At 76.3% G+C, this 23233-nt stretch carries 20 protein-coding genes; 7 read left to right on the forward strand and 13 right to left on the reverse strand.

Annotated features, from left to right (window positions below):
* Positions 1 to 910: 910 nt before the first annotated feature.
* The 7 genes from SH587_RS21995 to SH587_RS22025 form a co-directional block, all read right to left on the reverse strand.
* Positions 911 to 1960, reverse strand: a complete 1050-nt coding sequence (locus SH587_RS21995) for a DUF2600 family protein (RefSeq protein WP_320672807.1) — start codon at positions 1958 to 1960, stop codon at positions 911 to 913.
* A 58-nt stretch (positions 1961 to 2018) separates the two neighbouring features.
* Positions 2019 to 4595 carry an FtsX-like permease family protein gene (locus SH587_RS22000; protein ID WP_320672808.1) on the reverse strand — a complete coding sequence of 859 codons (2577 nt, stop codon included), beginning with the start codon at positions 4593 to 4595 and terminating at the stop codon, positions 2019 to 2021.
* Positions 4592 to 5329: an ABC transporter ATP-binding protein gene (locus SH587_RS22005; protein WP_320672809.1), complete on the reverse strand. Its 738-nt coding sequence runs from the start codon at positions 5327 to 5329 to the stop codon at positions 4592 to 4594. The genes SH587_RS22000 and SH587_RS22005 overlap by 4 nt, the downstream gene beginning before the upstream one ends.
* Positions 5326 to 6060, reverse strand: a complete 735-nt coding sequence (locus SH587_RS22010) for an ATP-binding cassette domain-containing protein (protein ID WP_320672810.1) — start codon at positions 6058 to 6060, stop codon at positions 5326 to 5328. The genes SH587_RS22005 and SH587_RS22010 overlap by 4 nt, the downstream gene beginning before the upstream one ends.
* Entirely contained in the window at positions 6060 to 6617 is a 558-nt protein-coding gene (locus tag SH587_RS22015; protein WP_320672811.1) for a PadR family transcriptional regulator, read from the reverse strand. Before SH587_RS22015 ends, SH587_RS22010 begins: the two co-directional genes overlap by 1 nt.
* A gap of 46 nt (positions 6618 to 6663) precedes the next feature.
* Positions 6664 to 7320 (reverse strand): hypothetical protein, encoded by a 657-nt coding sequence (locus tag SH587_RS22020; protein WP_320672812.1) that lies wholly within the window; start codon positions 7318 to 7320, stop codon positions 6664 to 6666.
* Positions 7321 to 7451: 131 nt separating this feature from the next.
* On the reverse strand, positions 7452 to 7943 hold the full coding sequence (locus SH587_RS22025) for a hypothetical protein (protein WP_320672813.1): 492 nt from the start codon (positions 7941 to 7943) through the stop codon (positions 7452 to 7454).
* A gap of 204 nt (positions 7944 to 8147) precedes the next feature.
* On the opposite strand from SH587_RS22025, the gene SH587_RS22030 reads away from it, so the two are divergent.
* Genes SH587_RS22030 through SH587_RS22045 form a run of 4 tightly spaced genes read left to right on the forward strand, consistent with a single transcriptional unit; the run spans position 8148 to position 13285 of the window.
* The gene (locus SH587_RS22030; RefSeq protein WP_320672814.1) at positions 8148 to 8654 is read left to right on the forward strand and encodes a hypothetical protein; all 507 of its coding nucleotides are present in this window, start codon (positions 8148 to 8150) and stop codon (positions 8652 to 8654) included.
* On the forward strand, positions 8651 to 10306 hold the full coding sequence (locus SH587_RS22035) for a chymotrypsin family serine protease (RefSeq protein ID WP_320672815.1): 1656 nt from the start codon (positions 8651 to 8653) through the stop codon (positions 10304 to 10306). The genes SH587_RS22030 and SH587_RS22035 overlap by 4 nt, the downstream gene beginning before the upstream one ends.
* The gene (locus tag SH587_RS22040) at positions 10299 to 11276 is read left to right on the forward strand and encodes a polyprenyl synthetase family protein (RefSeq protein ID WP_320672816.1); all 978 of its coding nucleotides are present in this window, start codon (positions 10299 to 10301) and stop codon (positions 11274 to 11276) included. Before SH587_RS22035 ends, SH587_RS22040 begins: the two co-directional genes overlap by 8 nt.
* Positions 11273 to 13285: an FAD-dependent oxidoreductase gene (locus SH587_RS22045; RefSeq protein WP_320672817.1), complete on the forward strand. Its 2013-nt coding sequence runs from the start codon at positions 11273 to 11275 to the stop codon at positions 13283 to 13285. Before SH587_RS22040 ends, SH587_RS22045 begins: the two co-directional genes overlap by 4 nt.
* Here SH587_RS22045 and SH587_RS22050 read toward each other — a convergent pair.
* The 4 genes from SH587_RS22050 to SH587_RS22065 are packed head-to-tail and all read right to left on the reverse strand — an operon-like array spanning position 13273 to position 16349.
* Positions 13273 to 13695, reverse strand: coding sequence for a RidA family protein (locus tag SH587_RS22050; RefSeq protein WP_320672818.1), 423 nt, complete (start codon positions 13693 to 13695; stop codon positions 13273 to 13275). The genes SH587_RS22045 and SH587_RS22050 overlap by 13 nt on opposite strands.
* 51 nt (positions 13696 to 13746) lie before the next feature.
* Complete coding sequence (ypfJ, locus tag SH587_RS22055; RefSeq protein WP_375341802.1) at positions 13747 to 14631, reverse strand: KPN_02809 family neutral zinc metallopeptidase; 885 nt, start codon at positions 14629 to 14631, stop codon at positions 13747 to 13749.
* 41 nt (positions 14632 to 14672) lie between these two features.
* Complete coding sequence (locus tag SH587_RS22060; RefSeq protein ID WP_320672820.1) at positions 14673 to 15311, reverse strand: gamma-glutamylcyclotransferase family protein; 639 nt, start codon at positions 15309 to 15311, stop codon at positions 14673 to 14675.
* Positions 15312 to 15350: 39 nt separating this feature from the next.
* The gene (locus SH587_RS22065; RefSeq protein ID WP_320672821.1) at positions 15351 to 16349 is read right to left on the reverse strand and encodes a hypothetical protein; all 999 of its coding nucleotides are present in this window, start codon (positions 16347 to 16349) and stop codon (positions 15351 to 15353) included.
* A 145-nt stretch (positions 16350 to 16494) separates the two neighbouring features.
* Between SH587_RS22065 and SH587_RS22070 the strand changes: the two genes are divergently transcribed.
* The gene (locus SH587_RS22070) at positions 16495 to 17349 is read left to right on the forward strand and encodes an undecaprenyl-diphosphate phosphatase (RefSeq protein WP_320672822.1); all 855 of its coding nucleotides are present in this window, start codon (positions 16495 to 16497) and stop codon (positions 17347 to 17349) included.
* A 209-nt stretch (positions 17350 to 17558) separates the two neighbouring features.
* Here the strand turns inward: SH587_RS22070 and SH587_RS22075 are convergent, their stop codons facing one another.
* Both SH587_RS22075 and SH587_RS22080 read right to left on the reverse strand, forming a co-directional pair.
* A complete protein-coding gene (locus SH587_RS22075; protein WP_320672823.1) occupies positions 17559 to 18824 on the reverse strand; it encodes a hypothetical protein in 1266 nt (421 codons plus the stop codon).
* A 109-nt stretch (positions 18825 to 18933) separates the two neighbouring features.
* Positions 18934 to 20082 (reverse strand): DNA polymerase III subunit, encoded by a 1149-nt coding sequence (locus SH587_RS22080; protein ID WP_320672824.1) that lies wholly within the window; start codon positions 20080 to 20082, stop codon positions 18934 to 18936.
* A 109-nt stretch (positions 20083 to 20191) separates the two neighbouring features.
* Here SH587_RS22080 and tmk point away from each other — a divergent pair, with 109 nt between their 5' ends.
* Together tmk and SH587_RS22090 are read left to right on the forward strand one after the other, a co-directional pair.
* Positions 20192 to 20809, forward strand: coding sequence for a dTMP kinase (gene tmk / locus SH587_RS22085; protein WP_320672825.1), 618 nt, complete (start codon positions 20192 to 20194; stop codon positions 20807 to 20809).
* Between the two features lie 214 nt (positions 20810 to 21023).
* Positions 21024 to 23233: coiled-coil domain-containing protein (locus tag SH587_RS22090; RefSeq protein ID WP_375341801.1), on the forward strand; the 2210-nt coding region annotated here is incomplete at its 3' end.

Here is a 23233-nt window from a genome sequence, read left to right on the forward strand (position 1 = left end):
CCCCTCCGGGCCGAAGAAGGCCACGGTCTGCCCGTCGTCGCTCATCTGCCTGATCGGGTACGCCGTGGTGGGGACGCTGACCCCCGCGCTCGACGGCAACGTCGCCCCGTCGGGGTCGACGCCGACCGGCACCGTCCGCTCGCCGTCGCGGACATACAGCGTGGAGCGGGCGTTCAACAGCACCCGTTGCCCGTCGGGCGAGACCTCGTTCACCAGCGCGTTCTCCAGCGCCCCGGAGTCGCTGGACAGCCAGCTGACCGCTCCGTGGGGGCCGGCACGATAGACGTGCGTGCGAAGGACCCCGGGGGGACGCGCTGCCTCCGGCACGTACGCGAAATAGGTGTGGAAGACCAGGCTCTCCAGCTGCGAGTCGGTGCCGTCGAACCACTGGTACGGGCTGTTGCCAACCGCGGCGACGTCGTCGATCGGGCGCGGCTGAAGGGCGAGCGTCTGCCACCCGCGGGCGCCGCGCCGCGCCCGGAAGAAGGTGCTGTTGGTGGTGCCACCCTGCGCGTCCCCGAACGGGCCCCACGAGCTGAACAGCACGCCGCCGTCCTCGCTGTCGGCGACCCGCCAGACGTGGCGGATCGGGTTGCCGCCCTTGTCGACCGGCGACACCTGCTCCAGCACCCGATCGGTCGGGGCCGCGGCGGGGGTCGGCCGCGGCTCGAGCGTCGCCGCGGCGGTCGCCGAACTCGCCGGGATCGCCGTCGCGGCGCTCACCAGCAGCAGCCCTGTCCAGGCCACCGCTGAACGGCGGCGGCTCGCGCGCATCACACGCATCCGTGTCCTCTCTCGTGCTCTCCCACCAGATGGCGGCATCGGAGCAACCTAGGCTCCGCCGGCGTGTCCGGATAGGCCAGATTGGAGCTGCCCAATCTGGATAGTGAGCGCTATCGGAACGCCCGGATCAGGCGGCCTGCTGACCGTAGGCGATCCGCCACAGCCGCAGGATCGGCGTCATCAGCCGCGCGGTCCCGCCGGCGCTGCGCACCAGCCCGCGGGTGCCCGCCGCCAGCCGCGGGTCGTGGGCCGCGTCGTGGCTGAGGTACATCGCGATCATCGCCGTCACCACCACGACGTGCCGCCGGCCCCGCGGCAGCGCCGCCGCGGCGCGGAGGGTGCGGGCGATCAGGAACCGCAGCCGCCGCGCCGTCTCGTCCGGCGTGGCGTAGTAGCCGATCGAGCTCCACTGGCCGCTGACCGCGTCCTCGGCCTGGTCGACGTAGCCGTCGAGCACCGCGCCCAGCCGCCCGGCCCAGCTGTAGGCCTCGACCACCGCCGCCATCGCCGCCGGCGTCGGCGCCGGCTCGGCCGCGAGCGCCAGCAGGCCCATCACCGGCAGCGCCGAGCTGGCCCCGGCCGCCGCCTCGCTCCAGGTCGCCTCGCGCTCGCCGGGGTACGCCGCCACGGCCAGCTCGCGCAGCCCCCGGTCGCGGCGCTCCGGATCGGGGTCGTGCTCCAGCTCGAGCGCGGCCAGCAGCCCCGCCTCCTGCCGCAGCCGCTCGCGGACGGCCGGATAGCCCGGCAGCACGGCGCAGCGCTGCTGGCAGGCGGCCACCAGCGTCGCCAGGTAGCCGCCGTCGTCCCTCCACGGGTGCTCCGCGTAGTGGTCGCGCGGCGGCGCCCCGACGTCGATCGCGTCGACCAGCGCCAGCGCCAGCGTCCGGCCGCTGCGTCCGCGGGCCGCCGCTCCCCGCTCGCTGGCGACGTCGACGAAGTTGGCGATCGTCTGGAACGCGACCAGCAGCTCGAGCAGCCGCCGGTCGCGCCGCCGCGGCAACGTCCAGAAGAGCGCGGCGCCGTCGGCGTAGTGGCGCTTGCGCTCGAGCGCCAGCAGCGCGTCGCCGCGCAGCGTCGGGTCGGGGATCCGCTCCGCCACCGCCAGCCAACGGTGGTGCTCGCGCGAGCAGGCGCCGACGCCCCACCGCAGCTGGCGACCCGCCGACCCGGCCAGCACGGCGGCCTGCCGGGGCGAGAGCGGCGCCGGCGACCCCCCGGCCCGCCCCTCGGGACGGCTAGTCGTCGCCGCTCGCTGAAGGCTGGGAGCGGGCAACGAACAATCCCGGGACGGCGACGACGAGCATCGCCACGACCGTAACAGCCACGAAGCCGAGCGCCGCGACGCCGGCCCGGACGCTGACGATGACCGGGAACCCCGAGATCACCTCGAGGCCCCGTGACAGCAGCACCTGGCCGAAGACGCCCGCGGCGGCGCCCGCCAGGCAGCCGGTGCCGAAGAGGATCCCCGACTCGACCGCCAGCGCGCGCCAGAGCGTCGCCGTGCGGTGGCCGTGGAACTTGGCCCGCGCGACCAGCCGCCGCCGCTGCCAGAGCAGGCCGGCCATCGCCGCCGCCATCGCCAGCACCGCCGCGACGAGGGTCAGCGTGGCGATCTGGCTCAGCTGGGCGAGCCCGCCGCGGCTGGCCCGCTTCTGCCGCTCCCACCGCTCGGGCACCGTCTCGACCCGCAGCGCCGACCGCGGGCCGAGCCGCTGGCGGATCCGGTCACGGACCACGGCCGGAGACGTGCCCGGCGCGGTCTGCACCAGGTAGGCGCCGATCGCCGGGCTCGCCCAGGCGCGGGCGAAGTCCTCCCCCCGGATCACGATCGCGCCGCCGGTCCAGCCGAAGTTGGTGGTGATCGCGGCCACCCGCAGCCGGGTCGGGCGCGGGGCGGGCAGCACGAACGAGTCGCCGACGTCGACGCCGAGGTCGTCGGCCAGCGCCCGCGAGAGCGTCGCCCAGCCGCCGGCACGGACCCGCGCATCGGCCTGCCGCAGGTCGCCCTCGCGCACCTGGCCGCCCGGGATCGGGTCCGGCGTCGAGCGCGGCGGGGCGATCACCCAGGCGCGGCCGGCGCCGACGTCGAGCAGGCCCGAGCGGTGCTCGGTGACCGTCGCGACGCCGGGGACCGCGGCGATCCGGCGCTCGAGCCCGGGCGCGAAGGGGATCGTGGCGAAGAGGTCGCCGGCGCCCTGCGGGGCGACCCAGACGTCGGCGATCAGGTCGAGCTCGTGGCTGACCCCGTCGAGCCCGGCCTGGAGGTTGCCGCGCGAGCCCTGGAGCGCCACGCCACCGAAGACGGCCACCGCGCCGGTGGTGGCGATCGCCAGCGAGCGCGCGTGCCAGGCCGGCTCGCGCAGCTGCGGCATCGCCATCTCCAGCGCCCGCAGGGCGATCCGCGAACGGGCGCTGACCCGGTCGAGGACGAGGGTCACCAGCCACAGCAGGCCCGGCGTCAGCAGCAGCAGCGCCCCGACCAGGGCGACCAGCGCCACCACCGCCGCGCTGGGGGCGGCGATCGTGACCGCGACCGAGGTCAGCAGCAGCGCCAGCCCGGCCGCCGGGACCACCCCGGCCCGCGAGCGGCGGCGGCGGCCGTCGGTCGGCAGCGACGGGTCGTGGAGCCGGTGGGCGAGCAGCACCCGCCAGACCGGGGCCAGCACCCCGACGAACGCCGCCAGGTAGCCGCCGGCGACCGCGAAGGCGACGGAGGTCCAGGTGACCACGCGGGTGTGGCCGACCGGGAACGCACCGCCGAGGAACGAGACGTCGGAGCCCTCGCTGCTGCGCGACAGCAGCTCGCCGAGGCCGAGGCCGGCCACCACCGCCACCGTCCCCAGCACCAGCGCGTCGAAGGCCAGCAGCGCGATCACCTGGCCGGGCCGGAAGCCGGCGATCCGGCGGTCGCGGGCCAGCCGAGCCCGAGCCTCGACGGTCACCAGCAGGGCGCAGATCGCGAACAGCCAGCCGACCAGCGCGCTGACGACGCTGGCGATCGACGTCGCCTGGCTGGTCGGCTTCGCGGCGACGGCGAAGAGGTCGGCGTCGTGCGAGGTCGAGCGGACGTCGAGGCCGGCCGGCAGGTTCTCGCTCAGGGTCCGGCGGACCGCGTCGAGCCGTTCGGGGTCGGCCTGGATCAGGATCCGCGTCGCCCGCCCCTCCATCCCCGCGAGCCGTTGCAGGTAGGCGATCGGCGAGAGCGCGATCGCGTTGTCGGTCAGCCGCCCGATCTGGCTGCGGTCGACGACCGCCATCGGGACGACGGTCGTGCGGCCGCCGATCTGCAGCCGGCCGTCGTCGCCGAACCGGATCCCGGTCCGGCGCGAGATCGGTCCCGGCAGCGCGACGGTCTCCTGCTGCGCCGCCTCGCCACGGGTGAAGCCCTCCAGCAGCGAGCCCTTCAGCTGGACCACCCGCGGGTCGGCGCCGAAGATCGTGACCGGAGCCTGGCCGCGCGGCCCGACCACGTTCGCCTGGACCTGGAGGATCGGCGCCGCGATCCGCACGCCGGGCAGCTTCCGCAGCCGCGCGCCGAGCGCGACCGGCAGCCCGCGGGGCCCGCGGGCGACGACCTGCAGCTGGCTGTTGCCGACGATCCCGTCGCTCAGCTGCCGGACCGGGCCGGAGAGGCTGGTGTTGGCGACCGAGCTGGAGTAGAGCAGCGCGACGCCGACCGCGATCCCCGCGATCGCCAGCAGCTCCTGGAGCCAGCGGATCCGGAGCCGGTCGCGGTAGTCCGCCAGCAGCGCCGAGAACCGCAGCCGGCGGCGGGCGGGCAGCGGATCGAGGTCCGGGTCGGGGCCGCTCACTGGCGCAGGGGGAGCACGGGGTCGTGGTCGTCGGCCGCGACGAGCCGCCCGTCGCGCAGCACGTGGACGCGGTCGGCGTAGTCGACCGCGTGGCCGTCGTGGGTCACCAGCAGCGTGGCCATCCCGCGGTCCTTGGTCAACCGCCGCAGCAGCGCCAGCGTCTCGCGCTTGCGCTCGGAGTCGAGCGCGCCGGTCGGCTCGTCGGCCAGCACCACCCGCGGCTCGGTCGAGAGCGCGCGGGCGATCATCACCCGCTGCCGCTCGCCCATCGAGAGCTGGTCGGGACGGTGCCGCAGGCGGTCCGCCAGGCCCAGCTCCTCGAGCAGCGGCTGCACCCGCCGGCGGGCCTCGCGGCGCCCGAGGCCCATCCCGATCAGCTTGGCGCCGGCGTTGTCGACCGCCGTCGCGCCGCCGAGCAGGTCGATCTGCTGCGGCACGAAGCCGAGCTGGAGCATCCGGTAGTCGGCCGCCTCGCGCTCGCCGAGGCCGGTCACGACGCGACCGTCGACGACTACTCGCCCGCGGTCGGGGGCCGTCAGCGCGGCCGCGATCAGCAGCAGCGTCGACTTGCCCGAGCCGGACGGCCCGTAGAGCGCCACCAGCTCGCCCGCGGCGACGTCGAGGCTGACGTCGTCGACCGCCCGCACGACCGACTCGCCGGCGCGGTACTGCTTGACGAGCCCGTCGAAGCGCAGCAGCGGAGGTCGCTCCGCCGCCGGCGGCTGCGCGCTCAAGCGCGACGCCGATCGTCGCGCGGGAGCGGGACCACGTTCGAGGGCGCGTCGGCTTGCTGGCTGCCGACCAGCTCGCCGGCGCCGAGCGACCAGTACGCGTCGAGGCCGCGGACCTCCTTCTCGACCGCGGCCGTCAGCAGGACCCCGATCCCGAACCGCTCGGCCAGGCCCCGCAGCAGCCGCACCAGGTCGGCCCGTTCGAGCACGTCGAGCCCGATCGCCGCGTCGTCGATCAGCAGCGCCCGCGGCCGCCGCGCGATCCCGTGCGCGATCGCCACCCGCGCCCGCTCGGTGTCCGACAGCGAGGCCCAGCGGGCGTCGAGCAGGTCGGGGACGCCGACCAGCTGCAGCGCCTGGGCGGCGATCCGGTCGCCCTGGCGGCGGCTGGCGCGGTCCATCAGGTCGGCCCCGATCCAGCGGCGGACGGTCAGGGCGGTGCTCTGCGGGCCGAGCCGCATAGGGATGAAGGCGATCTGCTCGCGGAGGACGTCGGCCAGCTGGCGGCGGTTCAGGTGAGCCAGGTCGAGGCCCTGGACCAGGGCCCGGCCGCGGTCGGGCGCGCGCAGGCCGCAGGCGACCTCCAGCAGGGTGGTCTTGCCGCAGCGGCTGGGGCCGCAGACCGCAGCCAGCTCGCCGGCGGCCAGCTCCAGCGAGACGTCGTGGAGTGCGTCGACCGGCCGATCGCCGCGCCAGTAGCGGACGCCGACGCCGTCGAGCTGCAGCAGCGTCATCAGCCCGAGCGCCAGTTGGGGTCGGTGCGCAGCTTCTCCAGCACGATCCGCATCTCGCGCAGCCGCTCGACGCGGCTCTCCAGCTCGCCGGCGTCGTGGTTGGCCAGCAGCATCTCGCAGACCATGAACCAGCGGTCGGGGCCGCTGCCCGCCGACCGCCGCCGCAGCTGCTCGAGCCGCCGCAGCGTCGCGGCCTCGGCGTTGCGGACGGCGTGGATCAGCAGCGGCAGGTCCTGCGGCCGCGACACCGCCAGCCGCACGCGGAGGTCGTCGTGCGAGGTCGGGGCGCCGGTCAGGAACCGCTCCAGCTCGGCGTGGCCCTCGTCTGTGGCGCGGTAGAAGCGCCGCCGCCGCTCGTGCGGGCTGGCGGATGGGTCGGGCGCCCGCTCCTCGATCAGCCCGTCCTCCTCGAGGCCGCGGATCGCGTGGTAGAGCGACGACCGGGGAACGGCGTCCGGATCCTCGGCCAGGGCCCGCAGCTGCTCGTGCAGGCGGTGGCTGTAGCTCGGCTCCCGCGCGAGGAGCCCCAGGACCGCGCTCTTGAGGGGCAACGTCATCAGACACTCACAACGCCCATTGGGGTCCGCCAGCATATGTGATCGATCACACGGATGGCGAACATGGCGTACGCACGGTGCCGATTCCGCGCCGACCGTCGACGTAGCGGACCTCGATCCGGAACGGGAACCCGCGCCGCCGATCGCAGCGGACCGGCAGCCCCAGGCCGCCCGGCCGGTAGTAGACCGTCCGCCCCCGGCGACGGGCGCTGTAGCTGATGTCGGGGCCGCCGATCGTGACCGCGAACCGCCGCAGCGCGATGTCGGCGTCGAACAGCGGCGACGGCGTCGGTCGCCGCACTCGCAGCCGCAGCCGCAGGCCGTACGGCGCCGGCGCGGTCGAGAGGTAGCCGGCGTAGTAGAAGGTCGACACCATCGGCCGATCGGTGTCGACGGCGATCATGATCCCCGGCCGGCCGTGGTCCTCGACCGCGTTGAAGAGCGTCAGCCGGCCGGCGCCGTTCGCCGGCGGGTCGAAGGGGTTCATGCGGACCACGGCGGTCGCCGCGCCGGTGCCGAGCACGGCGTTGCGCGGGCACGGCGAGCGGCCGTCGACCCGGCCGACGATCACGTCCTCGAAGTTGCGCGCCGGCACCTTGCAGGGCGCGATCCCGAGCTTGCTGCTGGCCAGGTCGACCCCGTCCGGGAGGAAGATCCGCACGTCGGCGACCGGCGGCCGGCTGGCGGGGATCGCGATCGACACGCGCAGCGGCGCGCGGCCGCCGAGACGCGCCCCCGTCCCCCATTTCGCCGCGATCCGTGGCTGCGGCGCCGACGTGGCCCCCGCGCCGCTCGCGGTCGGTGCGATCGCCGCCGCGACGACGGTCGCCGCGGTCAGTAGCGGAGTGATCCGACGACCCTGAGCGAGGCGGCCCACGTGCGGCGGTTCACGATCCCGTCGAAGCGTCCCGAGCCGCTGGCGCGGCGGTAGGCGCCGGTCCCGCCGGTGACCCGCACGCTGCCGTCGAACTTCGTCCGCACGTCGCTCGAGCGGGCGCGGCCGTTGAAGCGGAACTTGATCGTCCCGCGCCGGTTGCGGACCGTCGCCGTGCCGGTCAGCTTGAGGCTGCTGATCCGCAGGTTCGAGCGCACCGACCCGTTGACGTTCCCGCGCGCGGTCCCGCTGTGGACCATGTCGGAGCCCGACTTGCGCACCAGCTTCAGCGCGACCGTCTCGGTCATCTTCCCGCCCGCGGCGACCGGGGCGGGGGCGGCGATCGACGCCGGGGCGGGCGTCAGGAGCGCCGCGCAGGCGCCCGTGGCCAGGGCGATCGCGAGCGGCGCACGGCGTCGCGCCGCGGCGCGTTGGGCGAGACCGGGGGGCATGGCGCGAACGTACCAGACGCCCTCTCCAGGGATGCCGGTTGCCCTGGCGCCAGGTCCAAATTGGACATGTCCAGCCTGCGCTTTTCATGCACAACCACGGAGCCTAGGGTGACCGCACCCCGGCTGGCGACCCCCCGTGTCGCCAGCCGGGCCCTCCCCCCTTCCCGAAGGAGCGTGATGGTCGTGTCAAGGCGACGAATCGGAATGTCGCGTCGAGAGGTCCTGTCCGCCGGAGCGGCAGCCGGCGCCGCGGGCGTCGCCCTGGGGCCGGCGGCGGCCCAGGCCGCGGCCGCCCACCCGGTCGACCGGATCGTGCTGCAGGTGGCCTCGGCGGTGGCAGTGTTCCCGTACCCGGTCGAGACCCACGAGGCCCAGTCGGCCAAGGCCCGGCTGCGCCCGGACCGCGTCCGGCAGGCGTGGGCGCGCTGCTCGCGCACCCGCACCGCCCAGGCCGAGCGCGGCGCCAAGCTGCTGCTCGAGCGCGGCCTCGGCGGCGCCAAGACCAAGCGGCTGCTGGCCGAGCTGCGCGGGATCGCCGCCAACGCCAGCGACCGCGACCTGGCCGACCTGCGGGCGCTGGTCGCCGTCGCCGGCGCGGTCCTCGTCGACAAGGTCGACCCGGCCAACGACACGCTGCCCTCGATCTGGCTGCGGGGGCTGGCGATCATGCACGAGCGGGACGTCGCTCCGACCGTGGGGGCCGCCGCATGAGCCCGATCGACGAGACCACCCGCCAGCGGCTCGCGCGGGCCGGCGAGGCGCTGCTGGAGCGCTTCGGCCACGACCGCAACATCACCGGGGTCGGCGTCGGCTACCGCCGGCGGGGCGGCCTGACCACCGACGAGCCGGTGGTGACGGTGATGGTGCGCAAGAAGCGGCGACCGTCGCTGCTGTCGCGCGCGCGGCTGATCCCGCGACGGATCGAGGTCGACGGCCAGTCGTGCGCCACCGACGTGCTCCAGGCCCAGGCCGTGCCGTTCGCCGACACGGACGGCATCGGGGGGCCGCAGGCCGGCAAGCTGCGGCCGCTGAAGGCCGGGCGCAGCGTCTCCAACAAGACCATCAGCCGGGAGCGGGCGGGCACGATCGGGTGCTTCGTGCGCGACAACACCGACGGCACGATCAACATCCTGACGGCCAACCACGTCATCGCCGTCAACGACAAGGCCCCGACTCAGGATCCCGTTCTCCAGCCGGGCCTGCTCGACGCGCCGCTCGATCCGGGCTACAACGCCAGCGATCCCAACACCCTCGACCAGTTCAAGGTCGGCAAGCTGAAGCGCTACGTCCCGATCGTCGGCGGTGCGACGGCGGTCGACGTCGCCCTCGCGCAACTCGACCCCGGCGTCGCCTACGTCGCCGAGAGCGAAGGCATCGGGTCGATCACCACGACCGAGAAGGCGGCCGGGATGATCGTCGCCGGCGACGGCTTCGGCAACGTCTGGCTCGCGTCGATGGCCAACACCCTCTCGGCCATCAACGGCACGATCATGGTCCGCTCCGGCAACGCCAACGTCGTCGGCACCAGCAGCCACGTCGCGCCGTCCAACATCGCCAAGGGCACCGTCGTCCGCAAGTCCGGCCGCAGCACCGGCGTCACGACCGGGGTGGTGATGAGCGACGGTGCCACCGAATCGATCTCGGTCAACGCTCCCGGCATCGGCGTCGTCACCTACACCAACCTGATCTGGACCCAGTGGCTCGGAGCCCCAGGAGACTCCGGCGCCGTCGCCACCACCGGCGGCGTCCTCAACCAGGTCGACTCCAGCGGCCTGGAGAACCCCGTCCCGCAGCCCCGGATCACCAAGCTGATCCGGGACCGCTTCGACTCCTGCGAGGTGCTCGGCGCGATCCAGGGCGCGTTCGACGTCCCGATCACCGGCGATCGGGTGCTCTCCGACCGCGTCCGCGACGACTTCCTGGCCCAGAGCATCGGCGGGCGGTTCCTGATCACCCTCTGCTACCTGAACACCAACCTGATCCAGACCCGCCTGGCCCAGCCCCAGAGCGCTCAGGACCAGGCCTACGCCCAGGCCTGGTACGACGAGTACCAGCCGGCGATCGCCGAGGTGATGAGCGCCCCCGACCCGGAGAACACCCGGCGGCTGGACGTCGGCGAGGGCTACGCCTACGACGGGCTGATCAACATGCTGAAGAACAGCGGGGTCCTGACCGCCGGCGAGGCGACGGCCGCGATGAACTTCAAGCAGGCCAACGAGAACACGCTCTACATGTACACCCGCGGGGACCTGAACTGGTGGCTCAACCAGCCGGACACCCTGCAGCAGCTGGTCACCACGGCGAAGGCGATGCCGTCGCTGACGCTGGTCGGCCAGGCGAAGACCCTCAGCGGCCTTGACTGAGGACCCCTCGGCGACGGGATCGGCCGCGGTCGATCCCGTCGCCTTCGGCGAGCGGATCAGCGCGCAGCTGCGCGCGCTGGCCGCCAGCCTCGGGCCGCTGGAGCCGGTCGCCCGCGGCCTGATCGACCGGCCCGGAAAGCGGATGCGGTCGCTGATGCTGGCCCACTGCGCGTCGCTCGGCCGTCCGCGCACGGACGACGTCGTGCGGGCCGCCGCGGTCGTCGAGCTGCTGCAGATCGCCTCGCTGCTGCACGACGACGTCGTCGACCAGTCGCCGACCCGCCGCTTCGCGCCCGCCGCCCACGTGGCCCACGGGTCGGAGCTGGCGCTGCTGGGCGGGGTCGCATGCTTCGGCCTGGCCGGCACCGAGGCCGCCGAGCTGGGCCCGACCAGCAACGTCCTGACCAGCCGCGCCGTCGCCGAGCTGGCCCGCGGCGAGATGCTCGACGTCGAGCGGGCGTTCGACGTCGCCCTCGACGTCGACGACTACGTCGCGCTGGTCGCCGCCAAGACCGCCGCGCTCTTCCGCCTCAGCTGCGAGCTGGGCGCCGAGCAGGGCCGCTGCGACGCCGCCACGCGGCAGGCGCTGGCGACCTTCGGCAGCGAGCTGGGGATCGGCTTCCAGATCCTCGACGACTGCCTCGACCTGGAGGGCGCCGGCTCCGGCAAGCCGGTCGGCCGCGACCTGGCGCTCGGCCTCTACGGGGCGCCGCTGCTGTGCGCGCTGGCCGCCGCCGGCGACGACGACGACCGCGAGCTGGCCGGCGTCCTGCGCTCGCCGAGCTTCGGCGACGACGACCTGCCGCGCGTCCACGCGCTGGTGCTGCGCCACGACGGGATCGCGGCCGCCCGGCGGATGGCCGCCGAGCGGATCGCCCGCGCGCTCGCCGCCCTCGACGAGATCGCGCCCGGTCCGGGACGGGACGGTCTCGAGACGATCGCCCGGCCGCTGACGGAGGATCCGCGATGAGAGGCTCACCCGAGGGCGATCCGCCGCTGCTCGACGTGGTGATCGTCGGCGCCGGAGCGGCCGGCTGCTCGGCCGCGGCCCGGCTGGCGGCGGCGGGGCTGGAGGTCGTCCTCGTCGACGGCCGCCGCGAGCCGCCGCCGGACGCCGACCTGCTGCTGAGCGCGGCCGCGGTCGCCGCCCTGCGCGAGACGCCGGGCCTGGAACGGCTCGGCGCCCACGACCGGATCGACGCGATCGACTTGCGGATCCCGGGCCGGCCGGCGCGCGCCATCCCCGAGATCGGCGCCTTCGCGATCGGCCGCGACGCCCTCCACGACGCGCTGTTCCACGCCGCGACGATGAGCGAAGGCGTGCGGCTCCGGGCCGACACGGCGACCGCGATCGTGCGCGGCGACGAGCGCTGGGAGGTCACCACCGCCGAGACGCGGACGCCGATCTGGGCCCGTCACCTGATCGTCGCCAGCGGCGGTGCGCCCGCCGCCGGCGTGGCGCCCGCCGATGCCGTCGCGACCCGCGACCTGCGGGCGACCGCCGTCCGCTGCGGCGGCGACGTCCCGGCCGGCGCCGGCATGGTGCTGCTGATCGTCCCGCCCGATCCCGAGGCGCTGCACGGCACCGCGCTCAGCGTCTGGGCGGTCCCCGGGCCGCTGGAGGGCACCGTCACCGTCCGCGTCGCCGCCGGCAACCTCGACCGCGACGAGTCCGACGAGCGGCTGCTGGAGCGCGGCCTCGACGCGCTCCGCGCCGAGGTCCCCGAGCTGGGGCCGCTGACGCCGCTCCGTCCGGCCTGGTCGGGCCCGCTCGACAGCGGCTTCACCCGCCAGCGGGTCGAGCAGGCCGACGGGCTCCTGATCGGCGACGCGGCCGGGCTGGTCAACCCGTTCAGCGGCGAGGGACTGAGCTACGCGCTCGAGAGCGCGGCGCTCGCGGCCCGGGCGATCCTCAGCCACCGCGACGATCCCGCCGCCGCCCAGCAGGCCTACGCGCGGCGGGTGGCGTTCTCGTTCCTCGGCAACTTCGAGACCTCGCAGCGGGCGGTCCGCCGCGACCACCTGACCTGGCGGATGCTCTCCGACGCCGCCGACAGCGGGCATCCGTTCCTGGCCAAGGGCCGGCGGGCGATCCTGCTGCCCGAGGGCCTGGCCGGCGCCACCGATCCGCTACGGACCCGGCTCGACCCGGAGCTGGCGGCGGTCGCGGGGCCGTTCCTGCTCGCCTGCGACGAGGTGCTGATCTCGACGATCCGCAACGACTGGCCGTTCCTGGCCCGGATGGCGATCACCGGCACCACCGGCGAGGACGAGCGGCTGCGGCCGGCGCTGATGATGCTCGGCGCGGCGCTGGCCGCCGGCGCGACGCTCGACGCCCGCTACGCGACCCTCGCCGGCGGGCTCGAGCTGGCGATGCTCGGCGCGCTCGGCTTCCTCGGCACCACGCCCGACGACGGACCGGGACGGGGCCTCGACTGGGCCGAGACCAGCGCCGTCGTCGGCGGCGACTTCCTGCTCGGGCAGGCCGCCCGACTGGTCGCGACCTTCGGCCCGGAGGTCTCGCGCAGCTTCTCCGAGTGGCTGATCGACCTCGCCACGCTGCGCGCGCGGCGGGTCGACGGCGACCCGACCGTCTCGGCGGCCGACGTCAGCGCCACGCTCCACGAGTTCCCGGCCCGGATCGGGGCCGAGCTGGCGGGCGCCGACGACGCCGCGGCGACCGCCCTGCGCGACTTCGGCGGCGTCTGCGGCGAGGCGTTCCTGCACGCCGACGAGGTGCTGGGCCTGACCGGCGACCGCACCCGGCTCGACACGACGTTCGACTTCATGACCGCCAACCGGATGGCGACCGACGGCGACGACGACCGGCTGGAGCGGGCCCGCGAGATGACCCGCGACGCCGAGTCGCGCGCGCGAGCGGCGCTGGCGACGCTGCCCGAGAACCCCGGTCGGCGGCTGCTGGAGGCGTTCGCGGCCGGGGTCTGCGAACCGGGCCGAGCGGCCGCTCAGCCCTCGTAGACGTCGCCGGCGCCGGCCAGCGCCTCGACCTCGATCTCGACCTTCAGCCGCGGATCGACGAGCGCCGCGACGCCGAGGGTCGAGATCACCGGGCGGACGTCGCCCAGCGCCTCGTTGTGGGCGGTCAGGACCGCGTCGCCGTTGGCCGGCAGGTCGACGACGAACAGCCGCACCCGCACGACGTCGGCCAGCTGGGCGCCGGCCTGCTCGAGCGCGGTCGCGATCGTCTCGATCGCCACCCGCGCCTGGTCGCCGGCGTCGGCGGGGATCGGCTCGTCGTCGCCGCGGGCGGCGGTCGTGCCCGAGACGAGCACCCGATCGCCGACGCGGATCGCGCGCGAGTAGCCGACGGCGGTCTCCCACGGACCCCCCGAGTGGATCCGCTGGACGCGCTCCTGGTCGCGACTCATGGTCCTTGACCCTAGAGCCTCGCCCCCGCCCCTCGCGCTGCCGCCCGCGGCTCAGATCCGGCCGCGGAAGGTGTCGCAGGAGCCCGGATCGCCGGACTCGTAGCCGGCGGTGAACCAGCGCACGCGCTGCTCCGACGAGCCGTGCGTCCACGAGTCCGGGGTCACCGCGCCCTGGAACCGCTCCTGGATCCGGTCGTCGCCGATCGCCGAGGCGGCGTTCAGCGCGTCGGCCACGTCCTCCTGGGCGAGCGGCTCCAGGTAGCCGGTGCGGGCCGCGTTGTGGGCCCAGGCGCCGGCGTAGCAGTCGGCCTGCAGCTCCGACCGGACCGCGCGGCTCTGCGGGCCCTCGCGGTCGTTGCCGATCCGGTCGAGCGTGCCCTCCAGGTCCTGGACGTGGTGGCCGTACTCGTGGGCCAGCACGTAGGCCTGCGCGGCGGGACCGGCGGTGGCGCCGAACTTCTCGCGCAGGTCGGCGAAGAAGCCGAGGTCGATGTAGACCTTGCGGTCGCCCGGGCAGTAGAAGGGCCCGGAGGCCGAGCTGGCCGCGCCACAGGCGGTGCGGACCTGGTCCTGGAAGAAGACGGTCCGCGCCGGCTCGTAGCCGCGGTAGGCGTCGGCCCAGTAGGCCTGGATGCTGTTGACGTAGCCGACGATCCGGCAGTCGTCGTCGCCGTTGGCGTCGGCGCCGGTGCGGCACTGCTCGAGCGCCCCGGTCGACGGTGGGCGGGTCCCGACCGACTGGTCCTGGAGGCTGCCGAGCGCGTCGAGGCCGCTCGTCCCGCCGCCGGAGAGGACCAGCACCAGGGCGACGATCACGCCGACGATCCCGGTCCCGCCGCCGAGCGCGACGCGGCCGCCGGGCAGCCGTGAACCGCCGCCGCCGCGGACGTCCTCGATCTGCGAGGAGTCGAGCTTGCTCTGATCGCGGAAGCGCACCACGGCGGGCAGCCTACGCGGTACGCGGGCGGACGGGAAGCTCAGGAGCCGGTCGGCGCGATCCCGCCGGCCCGCGGCGGCGTCCGCACCAGTCGCAGCCCGTCGCGCGTCGGCACCGCCGGCGGGTCGGTCGACGCCTGGTAGTCGCGCCAGGCGGCGGCGCCGCGATCGCGGAAGGCGCCCTCGACCCGCTCGCGGTAGCCGGCGCGGACGACCGCCCGCTGCGCCTGCCGGCCCTGTTCGTAGCGCTCGCGCCCGGCCGCGCTGGCGACGTAGGTCCAGACCGGCAGAGCGGGGCCGTCGCCCGGCGGCGGCCAGGCCTCGCCCGGATCGGCCGTGAACAACTCGCCGACGGCCACCCGCTCGTAGTTCAGCTCGCGGACGTCGAAGACGGCCAGCCGCTCGTCGTCGACCGGGACCGCGATCCCGTTGACGGTCGTCCCCGGCACCCGGTCGAGCGTCACGTAGGTCACCCACAGGTCGGGCCGGCGGCCGGTCGCCTCGTCGACCACGTGCTTGGGGTCGTTGACGCGGTCGCGGTTGCGCATCGTCACCGTCCAGCGACGCCGGTGATCGTCCAACCGGCCCCAGACCGGCGCCACCGGCCGCTCGACCCCGGCCGTCAGCGGCAGCGCGTCGGCCACCAGCGATCCGTATCCGAAGACGTAGCCGCGCAGCACCCGCCGATCCTCGCAGCGCGGCCCGACGGCCCGCCGGCGTCAGGCGGCCCGCAGCCGCGCGCGGAGCCCGATCGCGCCCAGCAGCGCGCCGTAGACCAGCACCGCCGCGACCGCCGTCGCCGCGATCACCAGCCCGCCCGCGAGCACCGCCCCGTCGCTGCCGCCGCCGACCGCCGCCGCCCCGGTCGGCGAGGCCGCGACCCCGATCGGCAGCAGCCCGAGCACCCCGAGCGCCGCGTGCAGCGGCCCGACGTCGGCGACCCCGACCGGCACCCCGCAGAGGGCCAGCGCCGCCACCGCCCGCAGCGCCATCAGCAGCTGGACCGCGCCGAGCAGCAGCACGAACCGCCCTCGCCGTCCGCGGTCGGCGAGGATCGCCAGGCCCCGCGCCGCCGGCCGGTGGCCGAGCCGCACGAACAGCAGCCGGACCAGCGCCACCAGCCCGATCGCCGCCGCCACCGCCACCGTCGCCCGCCACCAGGAGCCGCCGCCGGCCACCACCGAGGCCAGCAGCAGCAGCGCGCAGAGGACCGCCTCGACGACCGCGACCGGCGCGTCGGTGGCCACGATCTGGAGCGGCCGCGGCGCCTGCTCGGGCGCCAGCCGCCGCAGCACCACCGCCCGCACCGGCAGCGCCAGGTGCGCGGCCAGCGATCCCGAGAGGAAGGCCGCCGCGTTCGCCCCGTGGACCACCCGCCGCGGCAGCACCACGCCGCCGATCGCCGCCAGCGCGCCCCGCCAGGCCTCGCTGCGGAGGGCCAGGGTCAGCAGGTGGACGGCGGTCAGCGCGGCGAAGCCGGCCGGCGGGACCCGCCCGAGCGCGACCGCCACGTGCGGCCAGCGGACGGCGACGACCGCCGCGACGCCGCCGACCGCCGCCGCCAGCACGACCCAGCGGAGCGCGTTCGAGGTCGCGATCCGCCGCAGCGCTATTCGGTGGAGATGGAGGGGCCGCCCCGACGGGACGGTGGGAGTGTGGGAGTCGGCCGCAGCTGAACTGGGAAGCGCGGCCGAGACGCCCGAGGGGACGGCCTCCATCTCGCGCTCCATGGTCGCGGGGCGCGGCGGCCCGGGGGTGAACGTCCGGTGACGAACGCCACCGCGGCGGCGGCGGACGCCCACGCGCCAGGCTCGGCGGCGTTCAGGATCCTCTCAGGAAGACGTCAGTACGCTCCCGCGCTCTATGGATGCGTTCCAGGCGATGGTCCTCGGCGTCGTGCAGGGCCTGACGGAGTTCCTGCCGATCTCCTCCAGCGCGCACCTGCGGATCACCGCGGGGATCGCCGGCTGGGACGACCCCGGCGCGGCCTTCACCGCCGTGATCCAGATCGGGACCGAGCTGGCCGTGCTGCTCTACTTCCGCCACGACATCGCCCGGATCCTGCGCGCCTGGTGGGGCTCGCTGCGGGGCGGCGTCGGCGGCGTGCGCGAGCGCTGGGCGGTCGATCCGGACGCCCGGATGGGCTGGCTGATCATCATCGGCACGATCCCGATCGGGCTGCTGGGGATCCTGCTCCAGGACTCGATCAAGACCGCCTTCCGCGACCTCCACCTGATCGCGGCGACGCTGATCGTCTTCGGCCTGCTGCTAGGGCTGGCCGACCGCGTCGCCCGCAACCGCCGGACGCTCGACGAGCTGACCCCGCGCGATGGCCTGCTCTACGGCCTGGCCCAGTCGCTGGCGCTGATCCCGGGCGTCTCGCGCTCCGGCGGCACGATCACCGCCGGCCTGCTGCTCGGCTACCGGCGCGAGGCCGCGGCCCGCTACGCGTTCCTGCTGGCGGTGCCGGCGGTGCTCGCCTCCGGCCTCTACGAGCTGAAGGACATCGGCGGCGAGAACAGCCCCTCGTGGGGGCCGACGATCCTGGCCACGATCATCTCGTTCGCGATCGGGTTCGTCGTGATCGCGTGGCTGATGCGGTTCATCAGCACCCGCAGCTTCCGCCCGTTCGTGATCTACCGGGTCGCGCTCGGCCTGCTGCTGCTGCTCCTGATCGCCACCGGCGCGGTCGACCCGAACGCCGCCGCGTCGATCTAGTCGCACGCGGCCCCGTCGTCCGAGGGGGGCTGGGACGACGGGGCGCGTGGCGTCGGGCGCGCCGGTGCGATCGCTGGATGGGACCTGCCGGCAAGGCGCCCGCCCGGCTCGGGGGAACGCGGGTCGCCTCGTGCCGCTCGAACGTACCACCGTTCGTATGGGGCGTTGGCGGCTGTTTCACCCCAAATCGGCCGTGGCGACGGGCTCGATCAGGGGGCGGGCGGCAGCACCTCGACCCGGATCCGACGGGTCTCCAGCAGGTCGACCCAGGTCCGCCGGACCCGGTCCCGCAGGTGCTCGCCGGCCAACCGCACGACGCCGTCGAGACCAGCCGCCGAGGCCCCGCCGCTCATCCGCCACGCCGACCACTGGCGCAGGAAGCTGGTCGTGCGCTCGTCGTCGGGCGCGGCGGCCGGCAGCACCGAGACCCGCAGCGTCTTGCGCGACGGCCGCTCGCAGGCGATCAGGCCCGCCCGTTCGAGGTCGGCCAGCAGCCCGGTGACCGTCGAGCGGTGGTCGCCCGGGGCCAGCTCCAGCAGCGGCGCGAAGCCCCCCGCGAGCGCGGCGACCGTGGTGTCGAAGGCGCTCGCCCGCCCGCCGCTGTGGTCGAGCAGCTGCAGCCAGAGCCCGGTCGCCCGTGACGCCCGTCGCAGCGCGTTGGTCCCGACGCCGCCGCCGAGCAGCAGCGCCGCGGCCTCGTAGCCGGCCAGCAGGATCGGGCTGCCCTCGCCCGGCGGCGTCTCGAACCGCAGGTCGTGGGCCGTGACCCAGCCGCGGACGCCGTGCGGCCCGTCCTCGGCGACGTTGAGCGCGGTCGAGAGCGGCGGCAGCGCGGCCGGCCCGACCTCGTAGAGCCCGTCGCGGTCGACGAAGCCGGGATCGGGATCGGCGATCGTCGCCCGCAGGCGGCCGAAGCGGGCCAGCTGCCGGAACCGCTGGCCGCCGAAGCCCTCGGCGCCGGTCCGCCAGGCCAGCCGCTGCAGCCGCCGCGCGACCTGCCACATCTCCGGGCGCTCCTCGGCCTCGTCCATTCGCGCCCGCGCCAGCTCGAGCACCTCCGGGGTCGGGGAGGGTGGGCGCAGGACGACGATCCGCGAGCCGCTGCGCTCGACCGCTCCGACCTCCTCCATCGCCTCCAGCGCCTCCTCGAACCCGACCATCGGCTCGCCGGCGCAGAGCTCGTCGTAGCGGCGCTCGACCTCGGGCATCCGCCGCGGCAGGATCGCGTGGTAGCCGCCGGTCCGCTCGATCAGCAGCATGTGGAGGCCCGCCACGCCGGCGATCGTCGCGCTCGGCCGGTCGTCGGCGTGCAGCAGCGCGACGGTGTCGACCGACGAGATCAGCAGCGGCCAGTGCCGGGCCGCCGGCTCGCTGATCGGGCCGTCGCGGGCGTCGGCCGGCTGCGGCTGGTACTCCAGCTCGTCGAGCGCCAGGCCGCCCCGCCAGCTCCAGGTGTCGCGCAGGATCCGCCGCATGCCTCCCACGTCCCCCCGAACGCAGAACGACAGCCTACTGGCGGTAGCGGCGACGGCGGCGGCGAGCGTCGTTGGCGGGTCGTCGCGCTCCTGGCGCGCCGCCGCTGGATCAGCGGCGGCCGACCGGCCCGCCGAGCGCGCCCTGCAGGCGGACGCAGAGGGCGTCCAGCTGCAGCTCCTCGCTGGCGTTCAGGGTCAGGCTGCGGCGGGTCTCGTCGACCAGCTCGACGCAGCGCAGCGCGCGGTGGGGGTCAGTCGGGCGGGCCGCGTCCTCGCGCAGCGCCTCCAGCCGATCGACGTGGTGGACGTGCTGCTCGGCGCCGACGGCGAGGCTGGCGACGTCGCGGAACCAGAGCCCGCAGACCCGCAACGCCAGGTCGAGCGCGATCGTCCGCTCGCGACGGGCGGCGCGGCGGCCGTCTTCCTTCGCCTCCCGCTCGGCCCGCTTGCGTTCACGGTCGGGCAGCTGCTCGGCGGCGGCGACGGCCGCCTCGACGTGCGCCGCCTCGGCCGCCTTGCCGCGCTGGATCGCCGCGTCGGCCATCGTCCGCCAGGGCGGCATCCCGCCCCCGCCGCCGAGCGCGTGGCGGGCGACCATCTCGGCCGCCGTCCGCAGCAGCTGGCCGTCGGGGCCGGCCAGGGTCGCCGCCACCCGCGCGTCGCCGAGCCCGAGCCGCGCGCAGGCCAGCGCCGTCCGCTCGTCCAGCCCCAGGGTCGAGGCCAGCCGCGCCGCCTGCTGCTGCTCGGGCGCCGCGTCGAAGCGAACCGTCTGGCAGCGCGAGCGGATCGTCGGCAGCAGCTCGCCCGGGCGGTCGGTGAGCAGGATCAGGACCACGTACTCGGGCGGCTCCTCGAGCGTCTTCAGCAACCGGTTGGCGGCGTTGTCGTTGAGCGCCTCGGCCCGCTCCAGGACGAAGACCCGGCGGCGGGCCTCGAACGGCCGCCGGCTGACCGCCTGGACCACCGTCTCGTCGATGTCCTCGCGCCGCATCACCGCGGCGCCGGTCGGGGTCACCCAGGTCAGGTCGGGGTGGGCGCCGCGGGCGACGCGGGCCGCGGCGTCGGCCGGATCGGGCGCACCCTCGGACAGCAGCTCGGCGGCCAGCGCCCGCGCGACCGTCCGCTTGCCGCTCCCGGCCGGTCCCTGGAACAGGTACGCGTGCGAGGGCCGGGCGGCGGCGGTCCCGTCGTCCACGAACGCCCCCCGCAGCACCGCGCGGGCGTGCGGCTGGTGCTCGGTGGCGGCCAGGACGGACACGCCGGCGATCGTACGCGGTCGTGCCCGGCGACGGCTCGCGTGGCGGTCCGCCCCCGCACGCCGGGGGTCATCCGCCACGCGAGCCGGGGAGCCCACTAGCGTCCCCGCCGTGCTCATCACCATCGAAGGCCTCGACGGCGCCGGCAAGACCACGCTCGCCGTCGCGCTGGAGGCGGCGCTGGCCGCCCGCGGCCTGCCGGTGGTCCGCCTGCGGGAACCGGGCGGCGTGGTCCTGAGCGAGCGGATCCGGGCGCTGGTCGCCGACCCCGCGCTGACCGTCGACCCGCGGGCCGAGGCGCTGCTGTTCGCCGCCGCCCGCGCCCAGCTCTGCGCCGAGCGGCTGCGGCCGCTGCTCGACGAGGGCCGCTGGGTGCTGCTCGACCGCTTCGTCGACAGCTCGCTCGCGTACCAGGGCGGCGGCCGCGAGCTGGGCGTCGACGCGGTCGCCGCGATCAACGAGCTCGCCGTCGCCGGCTGCCGGCCGGCACGGACCCTGCTGCTGCGGCTGGACCCGGCGCTCGGGCGCTCGCGGCTGGCCGAGCGGGGCGAGGAGCAGGACCGGATGGAGCGCGAGCGGGCCCCGTTCTTCGCCCGCGTCGCCGCCGCCTACGACGCGCTCGCGGCGGCCGAGCCGGACCGCTTCCGGGTGCTCGACGCGACGGCCGCGCCGGACGCGGTGCTGGCCGCCGCGCTCGCCGGGCTCGCCGACCTGCTGCCCCCGGCCTAGGAAATCGGTCGCCTGCCGTCGGGGGCCCCGCGGCTGGATGGTTGATTCCGCGGGATCGTGGATGCGGGGTGCGTTCTGGGCGGATGCGGGCCGTCGCCGGGTGCCGAGAGCCAGGCCGGTGGCCGGAGCCGAGGTGCCCGGTGGCGGTTCCGCGCCGTCCGGGACGTGCATCCGCGCCGCGAGAACGGGGAATCAACCATCTAGACTCGCGCGGGTGGTCGAGGAGGACCCAGCGACTCCGTCGTTCTCGTGCGAGCGGTTCGAGGCCGTTCCAGCGGGCGCGGGGACGGTCCTGCTGCGCGTCGAGGGACGCTGGAGCGCCGCCCGCCGCGGGCGCCTCGGCGTCCCCGCGCTGCTGATCGACGACGGCCGCCGCACCCACCGCCTCTCCCCCCTCCCCGCGCCCGGCGACAGCGCCCCGCTGGCCGGGCCGCAGCCGTCGACCTGGCGGGTCGCGTTCAGCGGTCCCGAGCCGCTGGTCGCCGACGAGACGGTGGCCTTCGCGCTCGACCTGGGCGGCGACCTGCTGGTCGACCTGCCCCGCCCCCGGGCGCGGGCGGTGCCGCCACCGGCCCCCGCCACCGCGGTCGAGGAGCCGCCGGCCGCGGAGCCCGCCCCGGCCGCCCGCTCGCGGACCGTGTCGCGTCCGCCGGCCCAGCCGCCGCTGGCCCCGCAGCGCGAGCTGGAGGCGGAGCGCGGACGCCGGCTGGTCGCCGAGCGGACGGCCGAGGAGCACCGGCAGGCGGTCCGCGACCTGGAACGGCGGCTGGCCGAGGAGCGCGAGGCGCGGGCCCGGGCCGAGGGCCGCGGCGCCGACGCCGAGGCCCGCGCCCGCGAGGCCGAGCGGGCTCGCGAGCAGCTGCGGGAGGAAACGGCGCCACAGGTCGCGCGCTGGCGCGACGAGCTGGCGGAGGCAACGTCCCGCGCGCGGGAAGCGGAAGCGCGGGCGGCCGACGCGGTCCGCGAGCGGGACGCGATCGACGAGCGGATCGCGGGGATCGAGCGGGCGCGGGACGTGGCGCTGCGCGACCTGGCGCGGGCCGAGGCCGAGCGCGAGGAGGCCCACGCCGCGACCGCCGCCGAGCGGACCGCCGCGGTCGAGCTGCTGGAGACCGAGCGCCAGAGCGCCCGCGAACGGGCCGCGGCCGCCGAGCAGCGGGCCCGCGAGGCGGAGCTGGAGAGCGAGCGGACGGCGGCGGCGCTGGGCGCGCTCAACGCCGAGCTGACCGACCTGCGGCGGCAGCTGGAGCGGGCCGGCGCGGTCCACGACGAGCAGCGCACGGCCGAGCGCGACGCCACCCGCGAGGCCCGCGCCGCGGCGGAAGCCGAGGCGGCCGCGCGCACCGAGCTGGAGCGGCGGCTGACGGCGGCCGAGCAGGCGGCGCGGGCCGCCGAGCGCGAGCGGACCCTGGCCGAGGAGCGCGCGAGCGCCCAGACCGCGCGGCTGGAGACGACCCGCCGCGACCTGCGGGCGGCGCTCCGCTCGCTGACCCTCGACCGCGACCGCGGTGAGCGGCGCCAGCAGGACGAGCACGCCGCGCAGGCGACGCTGGCCGGCGAGGTCGAGCGGCTTCGGCAGCAGCTGACGGCGGCCCGCGAGCAGGAGGCGCGGGAGGCGTCGGCGGCCGCCGCGCTGCGGGCCCAGCTGGCCGACCTCGAGGCCGAGCCGGAGCGGCGGACGGCGGCCGAGCGGGTGGCCGAGGCGGCGCTGGCCGCGCGGGCCGAGATCGAGCGCCAGGTCGTCGAGCAGGCCGAGCGGGTGGAGGCCGCCGAGCAGCGGGTCGCCGACGCCGAGCGACGAGCGGCCGAGGCGGCGCGGGCGCTGGCCGCGGCGGGGGCGGCGGCGCACGAGCAGCAGGCGACGCTGGCCGACGCGGCGGCCGAGCGCGAGGCGCTGGAGCAGGAGCTGGCGCGGACCCGGGCGGCGTTCGCGGAAGCCCGCGGTCAGGCCGAGGAGCAGCGCCAGGCGCACGAGCGGCTGGCCGAGCAGGCGGCGGCCGCCGACGCCGCGCGGGCCGCGGCCCAGGCGCGGCTGGAGGCGGTCGAGCACGAACGGCAGGCGCTGCGGGACCAGGCGTCGGCGGCGGCCCAGGACGCCGACGGGGCGCGGGTCGTCAGCCAGCGGACGCAGGAGCAGCTGGCCGCGTACGAGCAGCGGATCGCGGCGGCGGAGGCGCGGGCCGCGGCGGCCGAGCGAACTGCGGCGGCCGCCGAGGAGGAGCGGCTGCGGGCGGACGAGCAGCACGCCGCCGCCGAGCGCGCGGCGCAGGCGGCGCTCGATCGGGCGGCGGCGCAGCAGGCGGCGATCGACGAGGCGCAGGCGACCGAGGAGCGGCTGCGGGCGCAGCTGGCCGAGCAGGCCGAGGAGGCGGCGCGGCAGCGGGCCGACGAGCGGGCGGCGCGCGAGCGGGCGGCGGCGGAGGC

This window comes from Patulibacter defluvii (genome assembly GCF_034096925.1).
GTDB lineage: Bacteria > Actinomycetota > Thermoleophilia > Solirubrobacterales > Solirubrobacteraceae > Patulibacter > Patulibacter defluvii.